Raw genomic sequence first — 20332 nt, 5'->3', positions numbered from 1 at the left:
GTGTCAGCTGGCTGCCTCCTGGGAAGAAGCCAGCTCGCGGCGCCGGCGCCCGATCCCCTCGGGGTCCCAGCCGGGATGCGGCACCGACGCCAACAGCAGCCTGGTGTACGGGTGCTGGGGCGCGGCGAGCAGCTCCGCGACCGGCTGGTGCTCCACGGTCCGTCCCCGGTACATCACCAGGGCCTCGTCGCAGACGTAGCGCACCACCGCCAGGTCGTGGCTGACGAAGACCAGGCCGATGCCGGTGTCGCGGCGGATGTCGGAGAGCAGGTTGAGCACCTGCGCCTGCACCGAGACGTCCAGCGCCGACACCGCCTCGTCCAGCACCAGGACGGCCGGCTCGACCGCCAACGCCCGCGCTATCGCCGCACGTTGGCGCTGACCGCCGGAGAGTCCGCGGGGCAGCGCGGCGGCCTCGCGCGCGCCGAGCCCGACCTGCGCCAGCAGCTCGCGCACCCGCGCGGCCCGGGCCGGGCGGTCGGCGCAGCCGTGCAGCCGCAGCACGCCGTCCAGGGTCGCCCCGATGCTGATCCGGCCGTCCAGCGAGAGGTAGGGGTCCTGGAAGACGATCTGGACAGCCTTGGCCCGGGCCAGCCGCGCGGCCCGGCCACGGGTGCGGGCGGCCAGCGGCGCGCCCTGGACCAGGATCTCCCCCTGGTCGGGGCGTTCCAGGCCGACCAGCATCCGGACGGTGGTGGTCTTGCCGGAGCCGGACTCGCCGACCAGGCCGAGGGCGCCGCCGGCGTACAGCGAGAAGGAGAGGTCCTCGACGGCGACCAGCCTGCTCCCGCCGGTCGGGTAGGTCTTGCGCAGGCCCGCGGCCTGGAGCAACGGGGTGGTGCTCAACGGTCCACCTCACTCAGTACGGTGTCGGCCAGGTGGCAGGCGACCAACCGCCCGCCCGCAGGCTCCAGTTCGGGCGCCGACTGGTCGCAGAGCCCGGGGCGGGCGAAGCGGCAGCGCGCGGCGAAGGCGCAGCCGGGGGCGCTCTCCAGCAGACCCATCGGCACGCCGGGGATCGGCGTCAGCCGCTGCGGCGCGCCGTGCAGCGGCGGGGAGGAGCCGAGCAGGCCCGCGGTGTAGGGGTGTCGGGGTGCGGCGAGCAGCTCGGCGGCGGTCGCCGTCTCCACGATCCGGCCCGCGTACATCACGTAGATCCGGTCGCAGCTGGCGGCGGCGAGGTCCAGGTCGTGGGTGATCAGCAGCAGGCCCAGGCCGCGGTCCTGCTGGAGCGCGCGCAGGACCGCCATGATCTCGGCCTGGGTGGTGACGTCCAGGGCCGTGGTGGGCTCGTCGCACAGCAGCAGCCGGGGATCGGCGGTGAGCGCGCCAGCGATCATGACGCGCTGGAGCATGCCGCCGGACATCTGGTGCGGGTACTGGCGCAGGTGCCGGGGCGGGTCGGGCAGGCCGACGGCGGCGAGCAGCTCCAGCGCGCGGGCCTCGGCCTCGGCCTTGCTCCGGCCGCCGACCAGGCGCAGCGCCTCGGTCAGGAAGTCGCCGACCCGGCGCACCGGGTTGATCGCCGCCCGCGGGTCCTGGAAGATCATCGACGCCTTGCCGGTGCGCACCGCGCGCAGGGTCGCGGCGTCCGCGCCGATCAGCTCGCAGCCGTCGACGGTGACCCGGCCGCCGGTGCTCGCGCCGGGCGGCAGCAGGCCGAGCGCCGCCCGGGCGGTCACCGACTTGCCCGAGCCGGACTCGCCGACCAGGGCGACGGCCTCACCGGCCTCGACCTGCAAGAACACGCCGTCCAGGACCGGCCGGGCCATCCCGGGCAGCAGGACGCTCAGGTCCTCGTAACTCAGCAGCGGCATCAGGACTCCCTCCCCGCGAGGCGGTCGCCGAGGTGCTCCCCGACGACGTTGAAGGCGACGACCACCAGGACCACCGCGACGGCCGGGACGATCGCGGACAGCGGCTGCCCCTCCAGGACGGCCGCCTGCCCCTGGTTGATCATCGCGCCCCAGTCGGGGGTCGGCGGCTGCACGCCCAGGCCCAGGAAGGACAGCGCCGCCAGGTCGAGCAGCGCGTAGCCGAAGTTCACCGTCGACTGGGCCAGCACGGTGGGCATGATGGTGGGCAGCAGCCGACGCAGCGCGACGAACACCGAGGAGTGGCCCTGTACTTGATAGGCGGCGATGTACGGCCGCACCTTCTCCTGGGCTGCCAGCCCGCGCACCAGGCGCGCGGTGTACGGCGTGTACGCGACGGCCATGGCCAGCACCGGAGCGGTCAGGCCCTTGCCGAACAGGGCGACCGCCAGGATCGCCAGCAGCAGCGCCGGGAAGGCGAACAGGATGTCGAGCACCCGGCCGAGCACGGTGTCGATCCAACCGCCGCGCCAGGCGCTGAACAGGCCGACCGCGATGCCGAGCAGCGTGCTGAACAGCACCACGGCCAGCGGTCCGACCAGGCTGGTGCGGGTGCCCTCGATCAGCGCCGAGAAGGTGTCGTGCCCGCCCTTGTCGGTGCCCAGCCAGTGGCCGGCGCCGGGGCCGACCAGGGTGTTGCCCAGGTCGCCGAAGGTCGGATCCTGTGGCGCGAGCCACGGCGCGAGCAGCGAGACCAGCACGAACAGGGCCAGTACCAGCACACAGGCCCGCAGCAGCGGTCCGCCGCCGATCCGCCGAGCCCAACTCAGGGCGCTCATCGGGCTCCTCCCGCCGCGCGCACGCGCGGGTCGATCAGCGGATAGACCAGGTCCACCGCGGTGTTGACGACGACGAAGGCGGCGACCACCAGCAGCACGATCGCCTGGACGACCTGGAAGTCCAGCTCGTCCACGCACTGCACCAGCAGCGATCCCACCCCGGACATGCCGAACGCGGTCTCCACGATCGCGGTGCTCACCAGCATCCCGGAGACCAGCAGCCCGCAGACGGTGGTGATCGGTCCGAGCGCGTTGCGCAGCACATGGCGCCGGATCACCGTGCCCCGCGGCAGCCCGCGGCTGAGCGCGACCTCGACGTGCTCGCGGCGCAGCTCGTCCAGCATCGCCGAGCGGGTCACCCGGGTCACCAGGGCCATGAAGGTCACCGAGAGGGCGATCGCGGGCAGCACCACGTGGTGCAGCCGGTCCAGCACCCCGGTGCCGTTGCCGATGGTCGGGAACCAGCCCAGCTTCACGCCCAGCACCGAGCGCAGCACGATCGCCGCGACGAAGGACGGGACGGCGGCGCCGACCGTCACCAGGAGCAGCACCGCCGAGCCGGTGCGGGTCCCGCGGCGCAGCGCGCCGACGATGCCGGCGCCGATCCCGACCACCGCGATCATCAGCGTCGACACCCCGACCAGCAGCAGGGTGGCCGGCAGCCGGGACCACAGCACCTCGCCGACGCTCTGGTGGAACAGGTACGAGCGCCCGAAGTCGCCGTGCAGCACGCCGTCCAGCCAGTGCCAGTAGCGCACCGGGAACGGGTCGTTGAAGCCGTACTGCTGCCGGATCGCGGCCAGCTCGTCGGGGCTGGGACTGCGCCCGCGCACCAGGAAGGCGGCCGGGTCGCCCGGCGCCAGGTAGAGCGAGGAGAACACCAGGAACGAGGTGACCAGCAGCGTCGCCGCCATCCCCAGCAGCCTGCGCAGCGCTGCGGTCATGACCGACGTCATCTGCTCGCCCCGATCTGGGCGGCCCACGGGTAGTAGAGGTAGGCGATGGACGGCTGGACGCCGCTGATCCGCTTGCCGAGGAAGACGCTGACCGGCTCGGTGTAGAGCGGCAGCCAGGGCAGCTGCTGCATGGCGACCTGCTGGGCGGCGGCGGTCGCGGCGGCGTGCGCGGCGGGGTCGTAGGCGGCGACGGCCTGGTCGACCGCCGCGTCGAACTGCGGGTTCGACCAGCTGCCGTAGTTGCTGAACGCCCCGGTCCGCAGCGAGCCGTACATGTCCAGCGGGTCGGTGATGGAGGTGTACCAGAAGGTCAGGAAGAGGTCGACGTTCTGGCGGGCGGCCGGGTCGGTGAAGAGCGCGGTGTACTTGTCGGCCGAGATGGTGTCGATCTCCGGCTTGAGGCCGATCGCGGTGGCGGCCTGCGCGACGGCCTGGGTGATGATCGTGGTCTGCGAGTCCAGCGGGCTGGTCGCGATCACCACCTTCTGCCCGGACACCCCGGCCTGCTGGGCGAGCGCCTTGGCCTTGGCCGGGTCGTAGGGGTAGGCGGGCAGCGCCTTCAGCGCGTCGGCGGCGGCCGAACCCGGCGCGCCGTTCCAGTTGTTGGCCGTCACCAGCGAGTCGGCCACCTCCCCGACCCCGCCGGCGCCGGCCTTGACGATGCCCTTGCGGTCGATGGCCATCAGCAGCGCCTGGCGGACCCGGGCGTCGCCCAGCGGGCCCTTGAGGTTGTTGACCACCTCGTCGGCGACCGTGGTGTTCTGGCCGAAGTAGAGCGAGCCGGCCGGGGTGGACTTCAACTGGTCGTACGCGTCGGCCGGCACCATCCAGCCGCCGTCGACCTCGCCGGTGCGGAACGCGTTCACACGGGTGGTCGGGTCGGACAGGAAGACGAACTTCACCTGGCCGGCCTTGGCCCTGAGCTGCGGGTCCCAGTAGTCGTCGAAGCGCTTGAGCACCAGCGACTGGCCCGAGGTCCAGGAGGAGAAGGCGAACGGACCGGTGCAGTTCACGCCGTCGGCGGGGTTGCCGTAGTCCTTGCCGTCCTTGGCCAGGGTGGCGGCCGACTCGACGGTGCCGGGGCTGGCCGCCATGTACTTGTTGAAGGTGGAGTCCGGCGCCTTGAGGGTGACGGTGACCTCCATCGGCCCGGTCCGGTCGATCGACTGGACGTTGCGGAAGGGGTAGGACCAGTCGCCGGCCACCGCGGGGTCGAGGTTGCGGCGCAGCGAGGCGACCACGTCGTCGGCGGTGAGCACGGTGCCGTCGTGGAAGTGCACGCCCGGGCGGATCTGGTAGACCCAGCTGGTGGGCGTCGGGTTGGTGTAGGAGGTGGCCAGGCCGGGCGAGGTGGTCAGGTCGGGGTTCCAGCGCAGCAGGCTCTCGCAGACGTTGGCGAGGATCTGGTTGGGCGGGAAGTCGAAGGAGTAGGCGTAGTCGATCGAGGCCGGCTCGGCGAAGAGCGACCAGGTGAACGAGTCGATCGGCCCGGCGGCGGCCGGCGTCGTGCTGCTCAGCTGGTACGCGGCCGCCACGGCGCCGCCGTCGGGGTGGGCGGTGCCGCTGCACGCGCTGGTGGCGAGCGCGGTGGCGGCGATCACGCCGAACACCAGGCTGGAACGAAGGTCGGGCATGGGGGTCTCCTCAGGAGTGGGAAAGCGACTCAGGAGTGGGGGGCAACGCGGGAGAGGGGGGCGACGAAGACCGCGCGGCCCTCGATGTACGTGCGCAGCACCCGGGTCCGGCCGATCTCCTGGACCGGGTGCGCGAAGGGGTCGCGGTCCAGCACCACGAGGTCCGCGTACTTGCCCGCCTCGACCGTCCCGGTGACGTCGTCCAGGTGGTTCACCCACGCGCTGCCGGCGGTGTAGGCGGTCAGGGCCTGGGCCAGCGTCAGGGCCTGCTCGGGGTAGAACGGTTCGCGCGGCTTGCGGTCGGCCGCGGCGTTGGGTGCCTGGACGGGCACCGCCCGGTTGACGGCGACGTGGATGCCCCAGAGCGGGTTGGGGCTGCTCACCGACCAGTCGCTGCCGGCCACCAACCGGGCGCCGGCCCGCTGGAGGTCGCCGAACGGGTACTGCAGGGCGGAGCGTTCGGGGCCGAGGAAGGGGATCGTCAGCTCGTCCATCTGCGGCTCGTGCGCGGCCCACAGGGCCTGGATGTTGGCGGCGGCGCCCAGTTCGGCGAAGCGCGGCAGGTCGTCGGGGTGGATCACCTGGAGGTGCGCGAGGTGGTGGCGGTTGTCGCTCACGCCGTTGGCCGCCCGGGCGGCGGCGAGCGCGTCGAGGGCCTGGCGGACGGCGCGGTCCCCCAGCGCGTGGAAGTGGACCTGGAAGCCGGAGCGGTCCAGCGCGCAGACCGCCTCGGTCAGCACCTCGGGGCCGACGAAGGTGAGGCCGGAGTTCGCGGTGGGGCAGCCGCAGCGGTCGAGGTAGGGCTCCAGCATGCTCGCGGTGAAGTTCTCCGCGATGCCGTCCTGCATGATCTTCACGGTGGTGGCGTTGAACCGGCCCAGCTGCCCGCCGCGGCGGCGCTCCTCCAGCTCGGGGAGCTGGTCGAGCCCGCGTTCGCGGTCCCACCAGAGCGCGCCGACCACCCGGGCCTGTAGCGACCCGTCGGCGGCGGCGCGCAGGTAGACGCCGTAGTTGTCGGGGTTGCCGGGGAAGGCGCCGATCATGGCGTCCTGCCAGCTGGTGACGCCGAGTGAGAACAGGTGCTGCTGGGCAGCGAGCAGGCCGGCGTGCGCCTCCTCGGGGGTGGCGGGTGGGACGTGCGCGGCGACCAGGTCCATCGCGCCCTCCTGGAGGGTGCCGATCGGGCTGCCGTCCGCCTCGCGCTCGATCCGGCCGTCCGCCGGGTCGGGGGTGTCGCGGTCGAGGCCGGCCCGGCGCAGGGCCGCCGAGTTGACCCAGGCGCCGTGCCCGTCCCGGTTGGTGAGCATGACGGGCCGGTCCCCCACCACCGCGTCGAGCATCGCGCGGGTGGGGATGCCGCCGGGGAAGACGTCCATCGACCAGCCGCCGCCGCAGATCCAGTCGGCGTCCGGGTGGGACTTCGCGTACGCGGCGACGACCGCCAGGTAGCCGTCCACCGAGCGCTCGGCGGACAGGTCGCAGCGCAGCATCTGGACGCCGGCCACCGCCGGGTGGACGTGGGCGTCCTGGAAGCCCGCGACCAGCAGGCCGCCGTTCAGGTCGACGAACTCGGTGGACTCGTCCGCCAACCGCCGCACCGCCGCCTCGTCGGCGACCGCCAGGATCCGGCCGCCGCCGACGGCCACCGCCGCGTCGATCGGCGCCTCGGAGAGGCCGGTGAAGACCCGGCCTCCGGTGAAGACGGTGTCGGCGCGCTGCCTGCTGTGTGCCATCGACGGTTCCTCCGGCTCTGCGTGGGTGTTGAGGAGGAGTGAACGGCAGCGCAACACTGTTGTCAACGTTGTTGTCAGAACTGTTGCGCTGGGTCCCTTTCAGCTCGATACACTGGCGGCACCATGTCGAAGCCATCTCTCACCCCCGCCCGGTCCAAGCGCGTCGGCTCGCAGCTGACGCCCGAGGCGATCATCGAAGCCAGCCTGCGGATCGCCGCCCGAGGCAGTGCGGACGCCTTCACCGTCCGGCGCCTCGGCGAGGAGCTGGGCACCGATCCGACCGCGATCTACCGGCACTTCCGCGACAAGGACGAGCTGCTGCTCTCCGTCGCCGACCGCACGCTCGGCGAGGTGCTGGACAGCATCCCGCCGGGCCTGGACTGGCAGGACCGGCTGCGAGCGCTGGCCCACGCCTCACTGGCGGTCGCGCTCAAGTACCCGGCCGTCAGCTCCGCGATGGCCAGCCGCACCACCCGGCGCGCCAATGAGTTCCGGATCGTCGAACTCATCCTCGGCGCCGTCACGGAGGCCGGCCTCGACGGCGTGGACGCGGCCGTGCACTACCGCATGGTCGGCGACTCGCTGCTGGCCTACGTCGGCCAGCGGGCCGCCTACCTGCTCTTCGACCCGGAGGTGCGGGCCGCCGACGAGTCGTCCTGGACCCGCGAGTACCGGCTGGTCGACGCCCACGGGTTCCCGCACATCACCCGGCTGGGGCAGGAGCTGGCCGAGGTGACGCACGACCAGATCTACCACGCCCGGGTCGAGGCGCTGATCACCGCGATCGAGCGGCGGGCGCAGGCCGTGCGCGGGGCCTGAAGCGGCGCCGTACGGACCGTGAGGCTTCCGTACGGTTTGCGCAACAGTGTTGACAACAGCACTGCGCCAGCGGTTCACTCCCCAGCAACTCGGTAGCCCTCCCCCACGAGACGAGGCACCCCATGCACCGTGAACCCACCAACCCCCCTGCCGCCGGCGGGCATCGGGCCGGTCTGCCCGACCCGCTGCGCGCCGTCCTGGCCACCATCGGCGAGGCCCGCCGCCGGGCGATGCCCGTCGCCGAGGTCGCCGGCGAACGGGCCGAGCGAGCCGAGCGCGCGCTCAGCCGCCGCCAACTGCTGGGCAGCGCAGGCGCCCTGGCCGCCGCGGCCACCGTGCCCGGCGCCCTGCTCACCCCGACCAGGGCCGCCGCCGCGACCCCCGCCACCGCCCCCCGGGTGGTGATCGTCGGAGCGGGCCTGGCCGGGCTGCGCTGCGCCCACCAGCTGTGGAATCGGAGCAAGCCGCTCGCCGCGACGGTCTACGAGGCCGACACCAGCCACCTCGGCGGCCGCTGCTGGTCGCTGCGCGGCTTCTTCGCCGGCGGCCAGGTCAGCGAGCACGGCGGCTCGTTCATCAGCTCCACCGACACCGCGGTGCTCAGCCTGGCGAACAGCCTGGGCCTGCAACGCGAGTACGCCAACGGCGGCGCGCTCGCCTCCGGCGCCTACACCTCCTGGATCAACGGCGCGCTGTACGGCGGCGCCCAGCAGCAGAGCGACTGGACCGCCGAGGCGTACACCGCCTTCAACGCCTCCTACCAGGCCATCGGCACGCCCCGCTACGACAGTTACACCGCCGAGGCCCACCGCCTGGACCAGCTCTCCTGCCTGGACTACCTCGCCGAGATCGGCCTGCCCGCGAGCTCCTCGCTCGGCCAGCTGATCCAGTCCATCCAACTCCAGTCGGGCGGCGAGCCCGGGCAGTCCTCCGCGCTGAACATGATCAGCTTCCTCGGCGCCTCCACCACCTTCGACGGCGCGAGCGGCTTCGACGAGAAGTACCACCTGGCCGGCGGCAACGACCAGCTGGTCAGCGGGATGATCGGCCAACTCCCGGCCGGGACCGTCCAGCAGGGCTACCAGCTGATCGCGCTCTGCCAGAACGGCGACGGCAGCTACACCTGCACCTTCCAGCACGGCGGCAGCACCGTCTCGGTCCCCGCCGACCACGTGGTGCTGGCCCTGCCGTTCAGCACGCTGCGCAACGTCGACCTCTCGCGGGCCAACCTCTCCGCCCTCAAGACGACCGCGATCACCCAGCAGGGCATGGGCCAGAACGCCAAACTGGTCACCCAGTTGACCAGGAAGACCTGGCCCGCGCTCGGCTACAACGGCATCACCAACACCGGCCCGACCGGCTACCAGACCGCCTGGGACGGCTCGGTCAACCTCGGCGCGAAGGGCGCACCGGCGCTGCTGGTCAACTTCCTCGGCGGCGACGGCGCCCGCAACTCGCTCACCGGCGCGGCACACGGTCCGGCGCCGACCGCCGACACCAACGCCTTCCTCAGCCAGATCGAACAGCTCTACCCTGGCACCACCGCCGCCTGGAACGGCCTGGCGTACGAGGACCACTGGTCGCTGGACCCCTGGCACCTGGGCGCGTACCACTACTACAAGCCCGGCCAGTACACCTCCTTCGCCGGCTACGAGGCGGTCCAGGAGGGGCGGATCCACTTCGCCGGCGAGCACACCGACGTGGACAACGCCACGCTGAACGCGGCGGTGGCCTCCGGCGTCCGGGTGGCCGGCGAGATCACCGCGCAGATCTGAGCGGTCACACTGACAGGCGGTCGGGCCGATTCGATACAGTCCCGACCGCCCCACCAGCGGCAATCCGTGAATAAATGCTCCAACTGACATCCACAGCCTCACGAAGGACAGAGGGCACCATGAGCACCGTCAACGGCGGCATCTCGTTCTGGTACGCGCAGACCGGCCTCCCGGCGCCGCGTCCGCCGCTGCCCGGGGACGCGAGCGCCGACGTGTGCATCGTCGGCGGCGGCTACACCGGCCTCTGGACCGCGTACTACCTGAAGAAGGCACTGCCCTCGCTGCGGATCACCGTGCTGGAGCAGAAGTTCTGCGGCTACGGCGCCTCCGGGCGCAACGGCGGCTGGCTCTACAACGGCATCGCCGGACGCGACCGCTACGCCCGCCGGCACGGCCACCGGGCCGCCATGGCACTCCAGGAGGCGATGAACCGCACGGTGGAGGAGGTGGTCGAGGTCGCCGCCGCCGAGGGCATCGACGCCGACATCCACCAGGGCGGCGTGCTGGAGGTCGCCTACACCCCCGCCCAACTCGCCCGCCTGAAAGCCTTCCACGAGGCGGAGGTCGGCTTCGGCGAGACGGACCGGCTGCTGCTGGACGCCGAGGAGTCGGCCCGGCGGATCCGGGTGGCCGGCACCCTCGGCGGCACCTGGACCCCGCACGGCGCGCGGATCCACCCCGTCAAACTGCTCGACGGCCTGGCCCGGGCCGTCGAGCGCCTGGGCGTCGTCGTGCACGAGTCGACCACCGTGACCGAGATCGCGCCGCACCGCGCGGTCACCGCGCACGGCACCGTCAGCGCCACGTACGTGCTGCGCTGCACGGAGGGCTTCACCGCCTCGCTCAAGGGCCAGAAGCGGACCTGGCTGCCGATGAACTCCTCCATGATCGCGACCGAGCCGCTGCCGCAGCACGTCTGGGACAGCATCGGCTGGGAGGGCCGCGAGACGCTCGGCGACATGGCGCACGCCTACATGTACGCGCAGCGCACCGCCGACGACCGGATCGCGCTCGGCGGGCGCGGCGTCCCGTACCGCTTCGGCTCGCGCACCGACAACGACGGGCGCACCCAGGACGCCACCATCGAGGCGCTGCGCGAGATCCTGGTCCGCTTCTTCCCGGCCACCGCGGGCGCGGCGATCGAGCACGCCTGGTCCGGGGTGCTGGGCGTGCCGCGGGACTGGTGCGCCGCCGTGGAGTTGGACCGCTCCACCGGCATCGGCTGGGCCGGCGGCTACGTCGGCAGCGGCGTCGCGACCGCGAACCTGGCCGCGCGCACCCTGCGCGACCTGGTGCAACTGGACTCCGGGGAGGGCACCGCCACCGAGCTGACCGGCCTGCCCTGGGTCAGCCACCCGGTCCGCCGCTGGGAGCCGGAGCCGCTGCGCTGGATCGGCGTGCACGGCCTGTACGCCGTCTACCGCGGTGCGGACCGCCGCGAGCTGACGGGTCGAGGCGCGAGCACCGACTGGGCGGCCCGCATCGCCGACCGCGTCTCGGGCCGCTAGCCGTCCATGGTGGGTTCGGTGCCGTCGGTGAGGAAGAACTCGGCGCGATCCGCGAGGCATACCGCCGCCTCATGACCGAGCACAACCGCGACGCTCCCCTCACCCGGAGCTGCGCCTGAACTCCTCGAGCTCGCGCTGCACCTCGTCGGCCGCCGGATCGCCGGCGGCCTGCAGCAGAGCCAAGGCGCTTGCCATCGTGGCGTGCGCGTCGTCCGCGCGCCCCAGATCACGGAGGCAGCGCGCACGAGAGCGCAGCGCGATGGCCTGACCGTGCGGGTAGCCGGAGTCCCCATGGGCGTTGGCGGCTTCGCCGAAGGCCGCCTGTGCGGAATTCAGGTCGCCCCGCAGCAGTGCGACCTTGGCCAGGCCGGTGAGGGCGAACCCGATGGTCTGTCGGTCGGCCGAGGCTCGCAGCTCCAGGCTCTCCCGGTAGTTCTGCTGAGCCGCCTCCGGGTTGCCCTGCGCCAAGTGCAGGTCGCCGAGCTGGCACAGCGAGATGGAAATCTCACGCTGATTTCCGAGCGAGCGGCGAATGCGCAGCGCGTCCTCCATCACCTGGGCCGCCTGCGCCAGCCGCCCCTGGGCGATCAGCGCCGTGCTCAGGTTGTGCAGGCTTTTGCCCTCGCCCTCGGCATCTCCCAGCGCACGCCACAGCGCCGCCGCTTCCCGATCCCTCTCGGCGGCTTCAGCGTTCAGGCCCAGTTCGTGCAGCGCGCCGCCGAGGCTCATCAGACTCCATGCCTCACCCCAGCTGTCCCCGGCCCGGCGGGCGGCGTCCAGCCCGATCTCGCAGACCTCGTGGCGGTCCGCGTGATAGGAGCGCAGGACAAGGGGGGTGATCAGCGCCATGGCGATGCGCCAGCACAGGTCGTCCTCGCCGTTCGCCGCTGCCGCCCGGACCATCGCCATGGAGTTCAGCCGCTCCGAGTCGCACCAAGCGAGGGCCTCCTCGTACGAGGTGAACGGTTCACCGGCCTCTTCGGCCGACAGCACGTGACGGCGCCCTGGAGCGAGGACGCGATCGGCCGCGTCGATGCGGGAGAGATACCGCGTCAGCAGTCGGCGCCGCGCCAGTCCGATTTCCGTACCGGGCTCGTCCTCCTGAGCGCGCTCTGCTGCGAACGCCCGCAGGAGGTCGTGAAATCGGAAGCGTGACCGATCCGATGGCTCCAGCAGGCTGAGCTGGACCAGCCGGTCCATGCGGCGCACGGCCTCGGCCTGTTCGACGGCCGCCAGCGCGGCGGCGTCGGCCGCGCTGAAGTCGGCTCCGGGATGAAGTCCGAGCAGCCGGAACGTCCGGGCTAGGTCATGGGGGAGGTCGGCATAGGACCAGGAGAGCACCACACGAAGCTCCGTAGATGAGTCGCCGTCCAGTGGGGAGAACGTGTCCAGAGCGGCACGAGCGTCCTGCAGCTCTTCGATGATCTGCGCGGCGCAGTCACCGAACGAGTCGAGGCCTCGGGTCGCCAGCCGTTCGAGAGTAATCCGCAGTGTCAATGGAAGGTAACCGCACTTGCGGGCGATGTTGTCGGCCAGCAGCAGTTCGGTCTCCGGCAAACCTTCCCGGTCATCGATGAGCATCTGAACTGCCACGTGGTCGTCGAAGGGTTCCAGGCCAATCCGCAGTGCCCCGAGCTGGACCGCGAGTCCGGTGAGCCTGTTCCGGCTCGTGATCACGGTAAGCGAGGTGCTGACTGAGGGGATCAACGGCCGGACCTGGCGAGCATCCAGGGCATTGTCGAGGAGCAGCAGAAAAGACCGGCCATGGGTGATCGACCGGAAGAGGGTGGCACGGCTGTCCTCGTCGTCGGGGATCTTGTCCGCGGGCACGTCCAGCGCACGCAGGAACTGTTCGAGCACCTGGCTCGCGGTGGCGGTGGGCCCGTCCGAGAAGCCGCGCAGGTTGGCATACAGCTGGCCGTCGGGGAACTGGTCGGCGATCGCGTGGATCCAGTGGACGGCGAGCGAGGTCTTGCCCACGCCACCCATGCCGCTCACGATCACGATCGCAGGCTCGTCGGCCAGCTGACGCCGCTCCAACTTCGCATTCAGGGTACTCAGGGCGTCTGCCCGGTCCCGGAAACCGGCAACTCGGGGCGGCAGCTGATGCGGCATCGGCGTAGGAGCTGCGGCTGCCTCGCCGATTGTGAGGTGGCTTATGACTCCGGCCTGTACGACGGTGTGCGCGGTGCCCGAGAAGTCGGCGTCGATTTGCAGGTATCCGGTGTTGGCGATGCTGCCTGCGGTTGCGTATGCGTGCCCTGTGTCGCTGACTGGTCCGAGGGCGGCAGATTCGGGGGCCGATGAGCGGAAGCCGGTTACCGCAGTCGAGCCGTCCGTGGCGTGGGCGTCTCCAGTGTCCGTGACGCCCACGGGGATGCCTGGTCCGTCCCGGCGGCCGGCCCCATCGGCGGCACCGGGGCGGCGCTTCCACCAGCGCATGGCAAACGAGCTCCCTTGTTCGCGAATTTGCCTGGGGCCGGGTCAGCTGTAGTCGACGCCGGTACTGGCAGTGCTTCCAGGACCGGTCGCGGTGGCATCGTCCGGCTTGTCCAGCAACCAGAACAACGGTGTGGAGACGATCCCCGCCGATGCAACCACCACGATCGCAGTCTTCCAGCCTCGCGACACGCTGACCCCTCCCCCTCGCCAGGGTGCACCCGGCCGGGTGCATAACCAACACTACGTCCTGATACCCGACTTGCATCACCGTTGGGGGAACGGCAGCCGCCTGGGGACGATGTCGCGAATGCTCACGTCCTTGGCAGGCTCGGGGCATGTCCTTCCACGGTCCTTACGGCGCGTCAGGTTCTGGCGGGGTGAAGCTTCACCCCGCCGAAAACTGCTCTGAACTGTCGCGCACCAGCCCTTGCGCGACACTTGTCACACACCGGAGAACCGGCAAAGCCGCACGTCAAACGACCTGCCAGAGCAACCGACACCGATAGAAAGGCCCTACATGAACTCCACGCAGCCGGTGTCCAGGGAGTAGTAGGCGCCCAGCACTTGGATGCGGTGCTCGGCGACGAGGGGGGCGAGCAGCGGGTCCTCGCGGAGCTGGTCGGCGGTGAGGCGGGTCTGGGCGCGGACGGTGTTGTCGACCTGGTCGCCGGGGAGGGGCTTGGCCGCCTCGTAGGCGGGCCTGAGGGCTTCGACGACCGCGACCAGGTGAGCCGGCACTTCGGTGCCGTTGTTGAGGGCGTCCACCGCGAACGTGACGGCGCCGCAGCGCTGGTGGCCCATCACCACGACCAGCGGGGTCACGGCCTCCTCGGCGCCGTACTCGACCGCGCCCTGGATCAGGTCGTCGTTGGTCTGGGCCGCGGTTCGCACGACGAACAGGTCCCCGACCCCGCGGTCGAAGACGATCTCGGGTGGCACCCGGGAGTCGATGCACGAGAAGACGGTCGCCAGCGGGTGCTGTCCCGCGGCCACGGCCAGGCGGCGGGCCACGGTCTGGTGCGGATGCAGGAGTTCGCCGGCCACCCAGCGCTCGTTGCCCTCGACCAGCCACCGCAGCGCCTCGTCCGGCCCCGGCGTGTTCGCGTCCGGCACCAGCGGCTGCGACGGATCAGCGATGCTGCGGGGCTGGGCGAACGCCCGGGCGGTACCGAGGAGCGGGGCTGCGGCCAGTGCGCCGGCGCCGCCGACGAGGAAGCGGCGCCGGGTGGCCGAGCCGCTGTCAGGTGGTGAGTCATGCATCGGTGATCTCGGCCTTCCTGGTGGTCAGTTCCTCTTGCCGCCCCGACCCCGAGTCTGGACGCCGACCCGCCGAACCCGCCTCGCCACACCGCGCCCGCCCCCGCCCGGCGGCTGCGGATCACCCGATCGGCCCCCGGGCTCGCTACCTCCGGCGGGCGATCGTGACGATCTCGCGACTCGTAGCGGTGATCGGCCCCCGATTCCAGTCGCCGTACCGCGCCTCGACCTCGAAACCCGCCTCGGCGAGGAACCCGTCGAGCGCCGCGACGTCCAGGAACCGCAGGCTGTCGCGGTCGACGCGGAGCACCGTCCCGTCGGGCTCGGCCGTGGTCTCGCGGAAGGTGACCACGCCGTCCAGGACGGACTCGACCTCGTGCCAGACGCGCAGGGCGCGGCCGCCCGCGTCGACGTCCCCCGCGTTCGAGGGGTTCCACTGCTCCCAGGCCCGCGCCTGGGGGTGGCGCGTCTCGAACGCGAACCGGCCGCCCGGACGCAGCGCGGCCCGGACCGCCGGCAGCGAGGCGCGCAACTCCTCATCGGTGACCAGGCACTGGAACGCGTGCCCGGTCATCGTCGCCAGCGCGAACCCGGCGCCGCCCGGCGCGTCCACCGCCCTGCCCTCGACCCACTCGATGTCCCCCCGCCGCCGAGCCCGGTCCAGCGAGGCGACATCCGGGTCCAGCCCGACGAGCCGGCCGCCGTGCCCGTGCTCACGCGCCCAGTGCAGCATGGCGCCCGTCCCGCACCCGACGTCCAGCACCGAGTCCGCGCCCCGCACCAGTTCGTCGTAGAAGCGGTCCCCGTCCCAGCCGTCCGGATCCCAGGGGTTGAGGACGTCGTACAGCGCGGCAGCGTCAACATCAGAGAACATCGCGCCAGTGTCCGCCCAACTCCCCTGCGCCATCAACCGATTAACACCTGGACGACCAGTGCGGGGCCGCTCCCAGCGGTGTTCTATGCGCGCGGCTTGCCCTTGCACTGGTCCCGGTAGCCGATCACGTCCGAGACCCACTTCTTCCAGTCGTCGGTGGACATGTTGAAGGACACCCGGTCGCAGAGTTCCTGCACGGGGTTCGGAAAGACGTGCCAGATATGCGCGGAACTGTCGGTGCTGCCAAGGGAGATGAGGTGGCCGCCGTCGGGGGTGAAGGCCAGGGCCACGACGGGATCGGTGTAGGCGGGGATCCGGGCGGAGATCAGTGTGGCGCCGGCCGGGTAGATGACGACGGCGCCGTCCGAACCGGCGGAGGCGTACCACCAGTTGTCGGGACTGTAGGCGACGGCCGTCACTCTGCCGCGGTGTACGCCGACCGAGTCGAAGGATTTGCTGCCATCCTCCAGCCGCCAGACCACGCCGTCGTCGGTCCCGTGGATCAAGGTGTGGCCGTCCGGACTCAGGGCCATGGCAGTGACGTTGCTCGGCGCGGTGTAGACGGGAAGTGATCTGGCGTTCGCCTCGGCGATGCCGACTTTGTTGCCGCAGCTGTACACGACGCGCTTGCCGTCGCGGCTGACGACGATGTCCTGGGCGGCGCAGCCGATGTCGATCGACGCCCCGGGTTTGCCCGTGAGGCTCGCATCGAGATCCTCGAAAACCAGCTTCCCGGACTCGGATCCGATCACGATCTCCTTGCCGGAGGGCATGAAGGCCGCGCTCGTGACCGAGCTGATGGATGGATCGAGTTTCAGTGGGCGGGCGGTGGTTCCGTCCCACCGGAGAAGTCCACCGGCACCGTCCGTGAGCAGCATCGATGTGCCGCCCGGCACATAGCTGATGACCTCGGCACCCGCGGGGACTAGCAGGGTCGCGGCTTCGGTGCCGGTCTCGTCGTTCCACAGGTGCACACCGGAGGGGCTGCTCACAACCACGTCAGTGCCACGCGGGTCGACCGCCATCACAGGCCCGGCCGCGGCGAAGCCGGTCATGGCGTCCCACCGGCGCTCGGTGGCGTCCGTGCTGAGTGAGATCAGGTTCTTTCCGTCCGAGGTGAACCGGACGTAGTTGACGACGTCGGCGTGGCCGGTCAACGGGTAGCCGATCGCCGTCCCGCTCGCCGCGTCCCACTCGCGGATGGTCTTGTCCTGACCGGCGGTGGCCAGGCGAGTGCTGTCGGGGCTGAAGGCGATGTCCTCGATGCGGCCTCGATGACCGGACATCACCGGGCCCTCGGATTTCCCGGAGGCCGGATCCCACAGCTGCAGGCTGCCGTCGTCGGTGCCGACGGCGAGGCTGCGTCCATTCGGACTGAAAGCGATGCTGGCGATGTTGGCGGTCGGATAGGGAATGCGGATCTCGTCGATGCCGTCAGCGCCGAGGCTGCGAACACGGACAGCCGATCCGCCGTCATCGGCGCTGTCAAAGGCCACCCTTCGGCCGTCAGGACTGAAGGCGACATGCCCTGCTGCGGAAATGACGGGTGCACCGATCGATTTTCCGGTACGGACGTCCCAGAGACGCAGTCCTCCCCCGCCGACCAGTGCGACGGTGTTCCCGTCCGGACTGAGCGCCATGGATTGGGTGATGATGCTGTCCGTGGCGAACTCGGCGGTCTTCTTCCCGGAGGCGGTATCCCATTCCACGATGTGCGTAGCGTACGCGGCGGCGACGCGACTTCCGTCAGGAGTGAACGCGATGGCGGCAACGGAGGAGTCGCTGGTCGCCGGGTGCTCCAGCGCGGGTCCGGAAAACTGCCCGGTCTGGGTGTTCCACAGCTGAAGTCCCCCCTTGTTCGCAGATACGGCGCGCAGACCGTCAGTGGTCAGGACGGTGAGGCCGGCCTCAACGTGCGGGGCGGGTTCGACGACGCTCAGGAGATTCGGACGGGCGTAAACGGCGCCGAGCGCGGCGTTGTATGCGGCGCCCTTCACATCGGATGACACGGCCAGCGACTGCGCGGCCATCAGCCATTGATAGGCGCGAACGTCGTCACCGGTCTCGAGGTCGGCCAGTTGGGTCTGTGCCCGCGCGATCAAGCTCAACGCGGTGGCATCGCTGGCGTTGCTGATCGCCCTGTTCTTCTCGGCGTTGGCCAGCAGGTACTCGCCTCCAAAGCTGATCGTCAAGAGGAAGATCGCCGACATGACCAACGCGCCGGTGGCCACCAGCATCCGATGTGCTTTGACGTCCTCGTTGTCGAGTTCGCGTTTCGAGCGGCCGTGCACCGGAGCCGCCATCGTCGCGATCGCGCTGCGGAACTCGCTGTGCCGCAGCGACAGATGGGGAACGTCGCGGGACCAGGTGAAGTCCTGCCAGAGCGGTTCCGCGTCGAAGTATCCGGACAGGCTTCTGGGTAACGCGTCGGTTAACTCCCAGTCGAAGTCGCCCTGCTCGTCATCCCAGCGGATCGTCCCGTCGGTCAGCGCGATGACGAACGTGTCGTTTCCCTTGGTGCGCTGCCAGAATTCGATCTCCTTGCGCACCCATTTCGACTCCGCGGCGGCCGGTGACGCCAGCAGCACGAAGAACCGTGCGTCGGCCAACGCCTGCTCGATCGAACTGCCGAGGGAACCGGACGCGGACAGGTCCGTCTGATCCCGGAATATGTGCAGCACGGGTCTCTTGTACCACTTCTTGGCGAGCCGCGAAAGACCACGCTGAATTGCCGGAGCGAGCCGGGAGTCGACCGCCCTGCTGTAGGAGACGAATACGTCGATCCGGTTGCTTCCGCGTTCTGCGCTGCGTCCTTTTCGCACCCTACTGCTGCGCGATCATTGCGGCAGCGTCCGGCACTCCTGCCAGCTTGGCGAAGCCCAGTGCATAACTGTGCATGCGGGCTTGCAGTGCCCGGAGTTCCTCACGGCAGACCCCGCTGCTCGACCACTCCGCATCAGGCCTGCCGGGGTGCAGATCCTCAAACTCCTTGAGGAGCGGATGCCACCTCGAAAGGAACGGGCGGAGTTCCTTGTTGAGCATGTTGATCGCGAGGTTCTCCACCGTCAGACCGCCGGCGGCCGGAACGGAGGGCCGACTGGACTTCAGTACCTCGCGAGTCGTGCTGAAGAGTCCATAGAGCGAGGTGAGCGCCTCGCGAATTATTCCTTCACCGTCACGCAGTGACTGGGTGGACGTCCGCGTCACCGTTTCGATGAAAAGCTGCCAGGCGACCTGCCGGGCATCGTTGTTGACCACGAAGGTCAGTTCGCTGAGCTGGGGAACGGTGATCTTCACCTCGGTCAGCCGGCCCGCGCGAACATAGAACTCGTACGCCAGGACGGCGGCCATTCCGGCGACTCCGCCCGCAATGCCGTACAGGACACATCCGTGCGTCTGGGCAACGGTGAACACTGCTAAGCCGGCGATGCACCCGGTGAGTATGGACACCGTCCTCAACGCGGCTCGCGATCGCAGAATCTGAGACACTGCACCGCCTTGGATGTGCATATCCGGGCCTTCCTGTTCTTGATGCCCTCGGGGCCACGGGTGCCCCACCCCATCTGCCCCTCAACCCCCATGAGGGTCCATCATGTCCCGACGCGCCGTCAGACGGAAGCGGTAGTGGAGAGCAGCGAGAGGCGGCTCGCGGTGCGGTTGACGTCCGGGGAGAGGGAGTCGCCGATGCACGAAGCCCCTGCAGAGCCATGGAGAGCCGTACAGGGGCTTCGTCGAGTGACGGCGCTTTTTGGGCGGTACGTGCTGTGGGCCGGTCAGTTTCCAGGGAGCCGGTAGAGGTGGAAGTCCATGTTGGCGCCGTAGGGGAGGGTCGGTTCGGGGGTGATGGTCCGCAGGTGGATCGCATCGCGGAAGGAGGTGGTGAGCGAGTCGCCGGCGATCTGGTCGTTGGTCTTGATGGCGACGAGGCAGGGCAGGCCCGCGCGGTGGCGGCGGATGTCGTCGAGGATGGCGGGCACCGGGGGTGAGGTGGCCTCGAGGTCGAGGCCGGCGGCGGTGAACGCCGAGCCCCACGGGGGTTCGACCACGTAGGTGTCGTGAGGCCCGCGCGGGGTGAGGGACGCGAGGAGCATGCGGTAGTCGGTCAACCGCAGGTCGATGGCAGAACCGATTCTGTCCAGGTTGTGGCGGGTGGCCTGGTACACGTCCGGGTCGAGTTCGGAGGCGAGGACCGGCAGCCCGAGGCGCTGCCCGAGGTGGAAGCCGAAGTTGCCGGAGCCGCAGAACAGGTCGACGATCATGCCGCCCTGAGTCGGCAGCGGCCCGCTGCGCAGGTCGGCGAGGGCGTCGGCGACGGCGGCCGAATATGCGTCGATGGAACACTCGATGGTGGTGCGGCCCAGCAGGCGCAGGCCCTTGGCTTCCATGTCGGGGGCGGGGATGCCGTAGAGGGACAGGCCCTCGGGTCGGCCGTAGATGAGCCGGCCCGCCTCGCAGAGTTCGGCGCCGGTCAGGACCCGGTTGCGGGAGGGACCGAGGAGCTCGTCGCGGAAGCGGAAGTACGCGGCATGGCTGCTCTCGACGGTGCTGGCGGCTGGCTCGACAGTGCTGGTCACGGGTGCGGGCTCCTGGGTCTGGGCATGGAAAATCACACCGATATGCACGGTGCGTGAGAAGTCGACTCCGCAGTGTAGTGTCCGTGGCGACGTGTTGTTGACCATGG

General features: G+C 70.6%; 15 protein-coding genes. 3 read left to right on the top strand and 12 right to left on the bottom strand.

All coding sequences use genetic code 11. The features are described 5' to 3' along the window. Positions 1-3: 3 nt before the first annotated feature. Genes P3T37_RS13925 through P3T37_RS13900 form a run of 6 tightly spaced genes read right to left on the bottom strand, consistent with a single transcriptional unit; the run spans position 4 to position 6976 of the window. Entirely contained in the window at positions 4-846 is an 843-nt protein-coding gene (locus P3T37_RS13925; RefSeq protein ID WP_280723897.1) for an ATP-binding cassette domain-containing protein, read from the bottom strand. Continuing rightward, the gene (locus tag P3T37_RS13920) at positions 843-1817 is read right to left on the bottom strand and encodes an ABC transporter ATP-binding protein (RefSeq protein ID WP_280723896.1); all 975 of its coding nucleotides are present in this window, start codon (positions 1815-1817) and stop codon (positions 843-845) included. The genes P3T37_RS13925 and P3T37_RS13920 overlap by 4 nt, the downstream gene beginning before the upstream one ends. Beyond that, complete coding sequence (locus tag P3T37_RS13915) at positions 1817-2653, bottom strand: ABC transporter permease (protein ID WP_280723895.1); 837 nt, start codon at positions 2651-2653, stop codon at positions 1817-1819. The genes P3T37_RS13920 and P3T37_RS13915 overlap by 1 nt, the downstream gene beginning before the upstream one ends. Beyond that, positions 2650-3597, bottom strand: coding sequence for an ABC transporter permease (locus P3T37_RS13910; RefSeq protein ID WP_280723894.1), 948 nt, complete (start codon positions 3595-3597; stop codon positions 2650-2652). The genes P3T37_RS13915 and P3T37_RS13910 overlap by 4 nt, the downstream gene beginning before the upstream one ends. A gap of 8 nt (positions 3598-3605) precedes the next feature. After that, on the bottom strand, positions 3606-5243 hold the full coding sequence (locus tag P3T37_RS13905) for an ABC transporter substrate-binding protein (protein WP_280723893.1): 1638 nt from the start codon (positions 5241-5243) through the stop codon (positions 3606-3608). A gap of 29 nt (positions 5244-5272) precedes the next feature. After that, entirely contained in the window at positions 5273-6976 is a 1704-nt protein-coding gene (locus P3T37_RS13900) for an amidohydrolase (protein WP_280723892.1), read from the bottom strand. Between the two features lie 123 nt (positions 6977-7099). On the opposite strand from P3T37_RS13900, the gene P3T37_RS13895 reads away from it, so the two are divergent. The 3 genes from P3T37_RS13895 to P3T37_RS13885 all read left to right on the top strand — a co-directional run bounded on the left by P3T37_RS13895 (position 7100) and on the right by P3T37_RS13885 (position 11078). Continuing rightward, positions 7100-7795, top strand: coding sequence for a TetR/AcrR family transcriptional regulator (locus P3T37_RS13895; RefSeq protein ID WP_280723891.1), 696 nt, complete (start codon positions 7100-7102; stop codon positions 7793-7795). Between the two features lie 122 nt (positions 7796-7917). Next, positions 7918-9570, top strand: a complete 1653-nt coding sequence (locus P3T37_RS13890) for an NAD(P)/FAD-dependent oxidoreductase (RefSeq protein ID WP_280723890.1) — start codon at positions 7918-7920, stop codon at positions 9568-9570. 119 nt (positions 9571-9689) lie between these two features. Beyond that, positions 9690-11078: an FAD-dependent oxidoreductase gene (locus P3T37_RS13885; protein ID WP_280723889.1), complete on the top strand. Its 1389-nt coding sequence runs from the start codon at positions 9690-9692 to the stop codon at positions 11076-11078. A 99-nt stretch (positions 11079-11177) separates the two neighbouring features. Here P3T37_RS13885 and P3T37_RS13880 read toward each other — a convergent pair whose 3' ends face one another. From P3T37_RS13880 to P3T37_RS13855, 6 genes are all read right to left on the bottom strand, one after another. Then, positions 11178-13193, bottom strand: a complete 2016-nt coding sequence (locus P3T37_RS13880; protein WP_280723888.1) for a tetratricopeptide repeat protein — start codon at positions 13191-13193, stop codon at positions 11178-11180. Between the two features lie 840 nt (positions 13194-14033). Next, a complete protein-coding gene (locus P3T37_RS13875; protein ID WP_280723887.1) occupies positions 14034-14780 on the bottom strand; it encodes a carbonic anhydrase in 747 nt (248 codons plus the stop codon). A 142-nt stretch (positions 14781-14922) separates the two neighbouring features. Next, positions 14923-15651, bottom strand: coding sequence for a class I SAM-dependent methyltransferase (locus P3T37_RS13870; protein ID WP_280723885.1), 729 nt, complete (start codon positions 15649-15651; stop codon positions 14923-14925). Between the two features lie 83 nt (positions 15652-15734). Then, positions 15735-18473: a TIR domain-containing protein gene (locus P3T37_RS13865; protein WP_280723884.1), complete on the bottom strand. Its 2739-nt coding sequence runs from the start codon at positions 18471-18473 to the stop codon at positions 15735-15737. Between the two features lies 1 nt (position 18474). Continuing rightward, entirely contained in the window at positions 18475-19002 is a 528-nt protein-coding gene (locus P3T37_RS13860; protein WP_280723883.1) for a hypothetical protein, read from the bottom strand. Between the two features lie 422 nt (positions 19003-19424). After that, positions 19425-20225 carry a hypothetical protein gene (locus P3T37_RS13855; RefSeq protein WP_280723882.1) on the bottom strand — a complete coding sequence of 267 codons (801 nt, stop codon included), beginning with the start codon at positions 20223-20225 and terminating at the stop codon, positions 19425-19427. Positions 20226-20332 lie beyond the last annotated feature (107 nt).

This window comes from Kitasatospora sp. MAA4 (assembly GCF_029893355.1).
GTDB lineage: Bacteria > Actinomycetota > Actinomycetes > Streptomycetales > Streptomycetaceae > Kitasatospora.
The sequence above is the reverse complement of the archived record's forward strand: the minus strand, read 5'-3'. Positions and strand labels throughout refer to the sequence as shown.

Coding starts and splice junctions, on each gene's coding strand:
- P3T37_RS13920 (WP_280723896.1), bottom strand. CDS start 1,817: ATGCCGCTGCTGAGTTACGAGGACCTGAGCGTCCTGCTGCCCGGGATG.
- P3T37_RS13915 (WP_280723895.1), bottom strand. CDS start 2,653: ATGAGCGCCCTGAGTTGGGCTCGGCGGATCGGCGGCGGACCGCTGCTG.
- P3T37_RS13910 (WP_280723894.1), bottom strand. CDS start 3,597: ATGACCGCAGCGCTGCGCAGGCTGCTGGGGATGGCGGCGACGCTGCTG.
- P3T37_RS13905 (WP_280723893.1), bottom strand. CDS start 5,243: ATGCCCGACCTTCGTTCCAGCCTGGTGTTCGGCGTGATCGCCGCCACC.
- P3T37_RS13900 (WP_280723892.1), bottom strand. CDS start 6,976: ATGGCACACAGCAGGCAGCGCGCCGACACCGTCTTCACCGGAGGCCGG.
- P3T37_RS13895 (WP_280723891.1), top strand. CDS start 7,100: ATGTCGAAGCCATCTCTCACCCCCGCCCGGTCCAAGCGCGTCGGCTCG.
- P3T37_RS13890 (WP_280723890.1), top strand. CDS start 7,918: ATGCACCGTGAACCCACCAACCCCCCTGCCGCCGGCGGGCATCGGGCC.
- P3T37_RS13885 (WP_280723889.1), top strand. CDS start 9,690: ATGAGCACCGTCAACGGCGGCATCTCGTTCTGGTACGCGCAGACCGGC.
- P3T37_RS13880 (WP_280723888.1), bottom strand. CDS start 13,193: ATGCCGCATCAGCTGCCGCCCCGAGTTGCCGGTTTCCGGGACCGGGCA.
- P3T37_RS13875 (WP_280723887.1), bottom strand. CDS start 14,780: ATGCATGACTCACCACCTGACAGCGGCTCGGCCACCCGGCGCCGCTTC.
- P3T37_RS13870 (WP_280723885.1), bottom strand. CDS start 15,651: ATGTTCTCTGATGTTGACGCTGCCGCGCTGTACGACGTCCTCAACCCC.
- P3T37_RS13860 (WP_280723883.1), bottom strand. CDS start 19,002: ATGGCCGCCGTCCTGGCGTACGAGTTCTATGTTCGCGCGGGCCGGCTG.